Source organism: Streptomyces sp. MnatMP-M17 (assembly GCF_900091995.1).
Classification (GTDB): Bacteria; Actinomycetota; Actinomycetes; order Streptomycetales; family Streptomycetaceae; genus Streptomyces.
The window spans coordinates 1-1,830 of record NZ_FMDK01001110.1 but is presented as its reverse complement, the minus strand read 5'-3'; the positions used below and the strand labels follow the sequence as shown (position 1 = coordinate 1,830).

2 protein-coding genes are annotated in these 1,830 nt (G+C 74.1%); one reads left to right on the top strand and one right to left on the bottom strand.

Annotated elements, in window-relative coordinates:
- Positions 1-1,271, top strand: a 1,271-nt coding sequence (locus GA0115259_RS36660) for an NAD(P)/FAD-dependent oxidoreductase (RefSeq protein WP_237540753.1), incomplete at its 5' end; no start/stop codon positions are given.
- Positions 1,272-1,291: 20 nt separating this feature from the next.
- On the opposite strand, the gene GA0115259_RS36655 is transcribed toward GA0115259_RS36660, so the two are convergent.
- A partial coding sequence (locus GA0115259_RS36655; RefSeq protein ID WP_107469400.1) for a DUF6630 family protein occupies positions 1,292-1,830 on the bottom strand: 539 nt, incomplete at its 5' end.

Below are 1,830 nucleotides of genomic sequence, written 5' to 3'. Positions count from 1 at the left end.
TGGCCGCCGCGGGCGCCGGCGCGGTCGAGGTGGTCGACCGCGAGGAGCAGGCCGGCGGTGTCCCGCGCCACTGCTACCACTCCGGGTTCGGGCTGCGCGAGCTGCGACGCCCGATGAGCGGTCCCGCGTATGCCCGCCACTGGTGCGATCTGGCGACCGGCGCGGGAGCGGCCCTGCGTACGGGAGTCTCCGTCACGGGCTGGTCGGGACGGCTCGGGCGGGACAGCCCTACGGCGCCGGCGGGGAGTCCTGGCCCGACCGGAAGCCCGGCTCCGGCAGGAAGTTCCGGTCCGGCAGGAAGCCCTGGGCCGCTCGCCGTGGACACCACCGGTCCGGACGGACTGGAGCGGATCACGGCCGGAGCGGTCGTCCTGGCCACCGGCGCACGCGAACGGCCGCGCAGCGCCCGGCTGGTGCCCGGGACACGGCCTGCCGGTGTGTTCACCACCGGTGAGCTGCAACAGGCCGTCCATCTCCACCATCAGCGGATCGGTCTGCGGGCGGTGGTCGTCGGCGCGGAACCGGTCGGCTACGCCGCCGTACGCACCTTGCGCGGCGCGGGCGTCGAGGTCGCCGCGATGGTCACGGACCAGCCGGGCCACCAGTCCTCCTGGGCGTCGGGCCTCGGTGCCCGGCTGCACCACCGTGTCCCGCTGCTCACCGGGACGACGGTGACCGAACTCCTCGGCCGGGGCCGGCTCTCGGGTGTCGCGCTGCGGCACGCGGACGGCAGGACCACGACCGTCGCCTGCGACACGGTCGTCTTCACGGGCGACTGGATCCCCGACCATGAACTCGCGCGGCTCGGCGCCATCGCGCTGGACCGGGGCACCCGGGGCCCGGCGGTCGACACGGCGTTCCGTACGGACGCGGCCGGAGTCTTCGCCGTCGGAAACCTGCTGCACGCCGTGGAGCCCGCGGGCACGGCGGCCCGGGAGGGCCGGCTGGTCGCGGGGCCCGTTCTCCGTTATCTCGCGGACGGTGTCTGGCCCGGCGGCCAGGTGCCGGTGGAGGTCGACGCGCCGCTGCGATGGGTCGCGCCGAACCGTATAGACCCCCGTGGCCCTCGCCCGCCGCTGGGCCGGTTCACGCTCCGCACGACCCGTACGGCCGGCCGGCTGTCGGCACTGGTCGTCACCCAGGACGGCCGTCTCCTGCACCGTGAACGGCTGCGCCGGGCGGCGGTCCCCAACCGCCCTCTGTACGCCTCCGCCGACTGGATAGACCGCGCGCGCCCGGACGGCGGTCCGGTGGTGATCTCGGCGGGCTGAGCTCACCGCGCGGGCCGTGATCAGAGGATGTCCGATCCCAGGACCGACGCGGCGAATCCGGCGCGCCGGGCCAGTGGCGTCAGCTCGGCCGCACGGGCGGCCGGGAGAAGGACCAGCGGATAGCAGTCCGAATCTATGTCGAGCACCGCGAGCGCCGTGCCCGCTTCGAGATGGAGCCTGCCGTAGTGGCTCAGAAAGGCGAACGTGTCGAACGTTTCCGGGTCGTCCGCCGTGTCCGTCCCGTCCGTACGGACCTTTCCGGAGAGCGTCCACGGATCGATGGACGGACGGGATTCCAGGTCCCGGACCTGGCGTCTGATCTCCTCGCCGTCCTCCTTCCAGTCGACCTCGGCGAGCAGGCCCCGCGCGGTCAGCGCGTCGACGAGCGCGATCCACGCGAGGTCCTTGATGGGCTCGTCGATCCCTCGCTCCTCCAGCCGCCCGGCATACGTCCGTAGGTAGGCCTCCGGATCCTCGTAGGCGAACAGGACCTCCTCGGCAACGGCGGGACGGCCGGGCGCGAGGAGCGCCGCCAGCTCGGCGAGCGCCTCGGCGGCGG